Annotated in this window: 6 protein-coding genes; all 6 read right to left on the bottom strand. The window is 48.8% G+C overall.

Annotated elements, in window-relative coordinates; genetic code table 11:
* Positions 1-45 precede the first annotated feature (45 nt).
* Genes PHU49_07380 through mraZ form a run of 6 tightly spaced genes read right to left on the bottom strand, consistent with a single transcriptional unit; the run spans position 46 to position 5,298 of the window.
* Complete coding sequence (locus PHU49_07380; protein ID MDD5243825.1) at positions 46-1,404, bottom strand: UDP-N-acetylmuramoyl-tripeptide--D-alanyl-D-alanine ligase; 1,359 nt, start codon at positions 1,402-1,404, stop codon at positions 46-48.
* On the bottom strand, positions 1,391-2,842 hold the full coding sequence (locus PHU49_07375) for a UDP-N-acetylmuramoyl-L-alanyl-D-glutamate--2,6-diaminopimelate ligase (GenBank protein MDD5243824.1): 1,452 nt from the start codon (positions 2,840-2,842) through the stop codon (positions 1,391-1,393). The genes PHU49_07380 and PHU49_07375 overlap by 14 nt, the downstream gene beginning before the upstream one ends.
* Complete coding sequence (locus PHU49_07370) at positions 2,842-3,681, bottom strand: hypothetical protein (protein ID MDD5243823.1); 840 nt, start codon at positions 3,679-3,681, stop codon at positions 2,842-2,844. The genes PHU49_07375 and PHU49_07370 overlap by 1 nt, the downstream gene beginning before the upstream one ends.
* Positions 3,678-3,980 carry a hypothetical protein gene (locus tag PHU49_07365; GenBank protein ID MDD5243822.1) on the bottom strand — a complete coding sequence of 101 codons (303 nt, stop codon included), beginning with the start codon at positions 3,978-3,980 and terminating at the stop codon, positions 3,678-3,680. Before PHU49_07365 ends, PHU49_07370 begins: the two co-directional genes overlap by 4 nt.
* A gap of 11 nt (positions 3,981-3,991) precedes the next feature.
* Positions 3,992-4,861 carry a 16S rRNA (cytosine(1402)-N(4))-methyltransferase RsmH gene (gene rsmH / locus PHU49_07360; GenBank protein ID MDD5243821.1) on the bottom strand — a complete coding sequence of 290 codons (870 nt, stop codon included), beginning with the start codon at positions 4,859-4,861 and terminating at the stop codon, positions 3,992-3,994.
* The gene (gene mraZ / locus PHU49_07355) at positions 4,858-5,298 is read right to left on the bottom strand and encodes a division/cell wall cluster transcriptional repressor MraZ (GenBank protein ID MDD5243820.1); all 441 of its coding nucleotides are present in this window, start codon (positions 5,296-5,298) and stop codon (positions 4,858-4,860) included. Before mraZ ends, rsmH begins: the two co-directional genes overlap by 4 nt.
* Positions 5,299-5,391 lie beyond the last annotated feature (93 nt).

The raw sequence follows: 5,391 nt of genomic DNA, 5'->3' as shown, positions 1-5,391 counted from the left end.
TACGGAGAGTTTTACGTGCAGCGGATATAATAGATGGTAGAGCATTTACGTCAGCGCCTCCACGATCTCTTCCATTTTCGAAGCCCGCGAACCCTTTACAAGGATGACATCACCCTTTTCAGCCTTTTTTTTGATGAAATCGATGAGATGGTCTTTATCGTCGAACAACCGTGAACGTTCGTCACCAAGCTCCCTGAATGTTTCCTTGATCTCCTCGCCGATCAGGGCGATGACCGGTATTGGGCTCTCAGAGAGAATTCTGCCGAGTTCCCTGTGATAATGGCTGCTTTTTGACCCCAGCTCCTTCATATCGCCAAGGATCGCGATCCTTTTTCCCGTGGCAGGAAGTTCGAGAAGGGTCTTGATCGCCCATTCCATGGAAGAAGGATTCGCGTTGTAAGAGTCATCAACAATCGTATATCCTTTTTTAGCGGCAACAGGTCTGAACCGCATTGAGTATGAACTGAAGGTCTCGATGGATTCTTTGATGCGGGCCGGTTTAACCCCTATGCTGTAAGCAATTGAAGAGGCGGCAAGGATATTATAGAGGTTGTGTCTCCCGAGGAGATTTGTCTTTGAACGAACACTGTCGCCGGGAAAATGAAGCGTGAAGACAACGCCCTCCCAGCCGAGGTTCTCGTCAACAATGAGACGAAACGCAGCGTTGTTTTCTATCCCGTATGTGAAGATGTCGTGCCCCTCGTCTTTATAGCGCGGGAGGATGTAAGGGTCATCGGCATTGATAAATATCTTCCCGCCTTCTTTTGTAAGGCGGAAAAGATCGAGTTTTTCTTCCAGCACCCCCTCGATATCGCCGAGGCCTTCAAGGTGAGAGGGGTTGATGTTGGTGATAAGCGATATATCCGGTTCTGTCGCGCGCGCGAGCCGGCCGATCTCGTCCCTGCTGTTTGTCCCGAGCTCGAAGACGCAAAACTCCGGGTTCCCTTCGATGGAGAGAATGCTCCTGGAAACGCCGATGATGTTGTTATAATTCTTTTCATTGAAATGGATAGAGAAAGCCCTCTGCGCCATGTCGACGAGCATCTCCTTCGTTGTTGTCTTGCCGTTGCTTCCCGTGATCGCGATGCAGGTCGTCGCTGTTGTTTGCAGCTTATATTGTGCAAGGTCGAGAAGCGCCTGCTCCGCGTCTTCTACGAGGATAATCGTTCCCTCCAGGGTAACGCAGAGCGCTTCCCTTTCTTTTTCACAGACGGTCCCGCCGTTGGATCGTTCATAGGCGTCAAGCAAAAACATGTGTGCGTCGAAGGTTTTTCCGGTGATCGGTATGAAGAGCTCGCCGTCGCCGATAGTCCGCGAGTCCGTTGATATCCCCGTAAAGGTCTTCTTTTCGACCCTCAGCAACGTGCCTTTCACAGCTTTCAGAATCTCGTCAAGATGCCACATTGAGAAACTCCTCGATGACTTCCCTGTCGCTGAAATGCAATATCCTGTCGCCTATGAGCTGGTAATCTTCGTGGCCCTTTCCTGCCACGAGAACGACGTCATTCTCCTGCGCTGCCTTGATCGCCTCATGGATCGCCTCTTTCCTGTCCTCGATGGCCCTGAACGGTTTGTTGTTAAAACCCTTTTTGATGTCTTCGATGATATTCTTCGGGTCTTCGGTCCTCGGATTATCGGACGTTATGATCGTAAGATCGGCAAGGTGAGCGGCAATGCTGCCCATGATGGATCTCTTCGCGATATCCCTGTCGCCGCCGCAGCCGAAGACAACGATTAGTCTTCCTTTTTTCAGGCGGTTGAGGAGGGCAAGCACATTCCCCAGCGCATCCGGTGTATGCGCATAGTCTACAAATACTGAGAGGCCTTTCTGATCCCGTATCCTTTCGAGTCTCCCCGGGACGCCCTCCAGTTTCTCTATGCCCTTTTCAATGTCGGCGTAAGGGATGCCGGTTACATGGCCGTACAGGCAGGCAGCAAGTATATTGGAGGCATTAAAAACACCTATCATCGGTGAAGTCAGCGCAACCTTTTTGCCCATGAGGGAGACATCGAGCTGTAGTCCGTCGATATCCTCTCTGTAGCCGAGAAGGTGCGCGTCGGCATACCCCTTCGTACTGTATGACAGCGTCCTGGTCGGTGCGGCGATGATGAAATCCCTTGTACTCGGATCGTCAATATTCAGGATCGCGAACTTCTGTTCCTTCGAGCTCTTTTGCAGATAATGTTCAAAGAGAAGCCTCTTTGCTCCTTTATAGCGTTCAAGGTCTCCATGATAGTCGAGATGGTCATGGGTGAGGTTGGTAAAGATGCCAATATCGAAATCGATGCCTTCGACGCGCTTCTGATCGAGGGCATGGGAGGAAACCTCCATTACTACAAAGGTCACGCCGGCGAGATGCATATCCTTTAAAAGACTGTGGGTTTCCGCGGCCCCTGGCGTGGTGTTCTCCGCCTTTAAAGCCTTGCCGTCGTATCTGTATGAAATGGTGCCTATGACGCCTGCCTTTTTACCGGCATGTTCGAGAATGGACTCAATGAGATATGTTGTTGTTGTTTTTCCGTTTGTCCCTGTAATGCCCGCGATATTCATCTGTTTTGAAGGGAAACCGTAGAACGTCGACGCGGCATCGCCGAGGGATGCGGCGACATCTTCAACAATGATCACGCAGTCGAAGGGCCGCTCGGGCTCTTTGTCGGTTACGATGACCCTCGCCCCCCTCTTCAACGCATCGTCTATATATGTCCCACTTTTACTGGTGGCAAAGAACATATAACCTTCCCCGACTGCCCGTGAATCCTTCGTGATCCCCGTGATCTCGAGGTCTTTGCTGCCTTTTATGTTTATGACAGGCATATTCTCTATCAGGATATTGAGTCTCATTACCTGTATGGCCTCCCGTGGATAACGCACTCCGTTTCACCTTTCATCTTTTCAAAGGCCTTTGGCTGTTGTTCCGCAACAAGACCGCTCCCGTATATCTTTATCTTTGATGTGCGTGTTGCCAGTTTCTCAAGCGCTGTCTTCATGGGAAGATTGATGAGGCTGGGCATAACCCACTCATTTTGATCTTTGTCGGGGTATGTCTTTAAAGTATCGGGGACCTGCCTGAACGCAAAACGGTCATTTTCCCTTCTGATCTCTGTTGTATGTATCGTGTAGGGAAAAAGCTTGTTGTAATCTTCAGGGACATTCCTGTTGTACATGGCGAGAATGATATTCTTCTCTATCACGTAGCCCTTCCCGAGGATCACGTCCCGGGGATCCAGTTCCTCACGCAGTGCGACGCCCTCTTTTTTGAAAAAGGAGATCAACTGTTTTTTCCCGATGATCTTTGCCATACTCTTTAATCCTTCTTCATCCTTTTCCTTCAGGATATCCATGGGTTTTTTGCAATACGCGTTGTCCTGCGCATCTTTCCTGATGAAGATAAGGCCTTCTTTTTCAATGAGACCTTCCTTGATCGCGAAACAGACGATAGGGATCGCAACAAAGTAAGACGGCTCAATAACCGGCTCGGTCTTCGATGGTTTTGCCGGCGCCGGAACATTTACCGGAGCCGGTTTTGGTATGGAGACGCTCATGCCGGTCGGCGCAGCATCCCGAGTTTCCGAAGTCCTTCCTATAGTGAATCTGTCAGGGAGTTTCATCGCAACGGATACATACATCAATCCAATCAATACGCAAATGAAAAAGGCCTTTTTGTTAGCCCTTTTGTTCATCTCAATACCAGAACCTCTTCATCCTTTGGTTTCTTCAGCCCAAGTCTCTCTTTCGCCTTTAATTCAAGCATCCTTGCCTGCATAATGCCTGCAAGTTCCGTTTTAAGTTTATTGTTCATATCGGTGACCTCTCTCTCGCGCCTGAGCATCTCGATGAGTTCTTCCTTGAGCTGGCCGTGGGCGGATATCATGAAGAAGGAGATCAGAGCGAAGACAATGAAACAGACAACGATCAAAAGCGTAGATTGAGAATTTCTGTATGCCATATCTTTTTTCGCGGATACGTAAACCCTTTCCATAAACCCCCCGGTTAATCTTTTTCTGCTATCCTGAGTTTCGCACTCCTTGAGCTCGGATTGTTTCTTATCTCATCTCTTTCGGGCCGTATCGGTTTTTTCGTCACCGCACTCACAACGGCAGATGTTTTGAATATCCCCTTTATTGTTCTGTCCTCCAGCGAATGGAACGATATGACGCCGATCCTTCCCTGCCTGTTGAGCATGTCGATGGCGTCATTCACTCCTGTCCGCAGGTTCTTTGGTTCCCCGTTGACCTCCATGCGAATGGCCTGAAAGGTCTTCGTGGCGGGGTGGATCTTCCCCCTTCTTTTCTTTGCCTTCAGGATGATGTTGCCCAGTTCTTTTGACGTTGTTATCGGCCTTTTCTTTCTTTCATCGACGATCGCCCTCGCGATCCGGTGTGCCTTTTCCTCTTCCCCGTATTCGCCGATAATCTTTTTCAACACGTCGTATCTGTATGTGTTTATCACGTCGTAGGCAGTCAGTTCTGCCCTGTCATCCATCCGCATATCAGGAAAGGTTTCGTCGTTAAAACTGAAGCCCCTCTTGCCCATTAACTGGTACATTGAAAGACCCAGATCAAAAAGGATACCGTCGAAGGAAAATACACCCATCCCATTAAGAATCTCCTTGAGGTCTTTAAAATTTCCCCTTACCAGTTCTACCCTCTCGCCGTAACCTCTCAGCACCTCCTGAGCCGTGCTTAAGGCCTCTTCGTCTGCATCGAGGCCTATCAACCGTATGTCTTTGTATCTCTCCAGTATGTGGTGTGCATGTCCCCCTCCACCAACCGTTGCATCGACAAACAGGCTATATTCAGCACTTATCAGGTTTTGTATTACTTCTTCACAAAGAACGGGTATATGTGTGACACCAATCAAAGGCCGAGTTCCGACACGATACTTGCAATCTGGTCGGGATCAGACGTTGCCTGTTTCACCAATTCTTCCCACTTCTCCTTTGCCCATATCTCTATCTTTTTGCCCATCCCTATGATCACGACGTTTTTTATAATATGTGCATCGGTTTTTAATGCCTGCGGTAAAAGGACCCGCCCGAGCTTATCGATCGTGCATTCAGAAGCGCCGGAGAAAAAATACCTCAGGAACAATCTCTCTTCTTTTTTCATCGAGCTTTTGTTCGATATCTTCTCTTCAATGTTCAGCCACTCCTGAAAGGGATAACCGACAATGCACCCGTCGAGATTAGTGAAGATCAGCCTCAGATCATGGTGCACAGAGAGCATCTCTCTGAACTTCGCAGGTATGCTGACCCTGCTTTTGTCGTCTATGGCGTATTCGAATCTACCCGCGAACACTATCCCACCTTTTAACACTATTTACCACTTTAGACAGTTATACTTGTAACATCGTAGTTTGTCAAGGGTTTTTTGCCCTTTTGAATTGTCCAG

The sequence above is a fragment of the Syntrophorhabdaceae bacterium genome (assembly GCA_028713955.1).
In the GTDB taxonomy this organism is placed as follows: domain Bacteria; phylum Desulfobacterota; class Syntrophorhabdia; order Syntrophorhabdales; family Syntrophorhabdaceae; genus UBA5609.
The sequence above is the reverse complement of the archived record's forward strand: the minus strand, read 5'-3'. Positions and strand labels throughout refer to the sequence as shown.

Coding starts and splice junctions, on each gene's coding strand:
- PHU49_07370 (MDD5243823.1), bottom strand. CDS start 3,681: ATGAACAAAAGGGCTAACAAAAAGGCCTTTTTCATTTGCGTATTGATT.
- PHU49_07380 (MDD5243825.1), bottom strand. CDS start 1,404: ATGTGGCATCTTGACGAGATTCTGAAAGCTGTGAAAGGCACGTTGCTG.
- PHU49_07365 (MDD5243822.1), bottom strand. CDS start 3,980: ATGGAAAGGGTTTACGTATCCGCGAAAAAAGATATGGCATACAGAAAT.
- PHU49_07375 (MDD5243824.1), bottom strand. CDS start 2,842: ATGAGACTCAATATCCTGATAGAGAATATGCCTGTCATAAACATAAAA.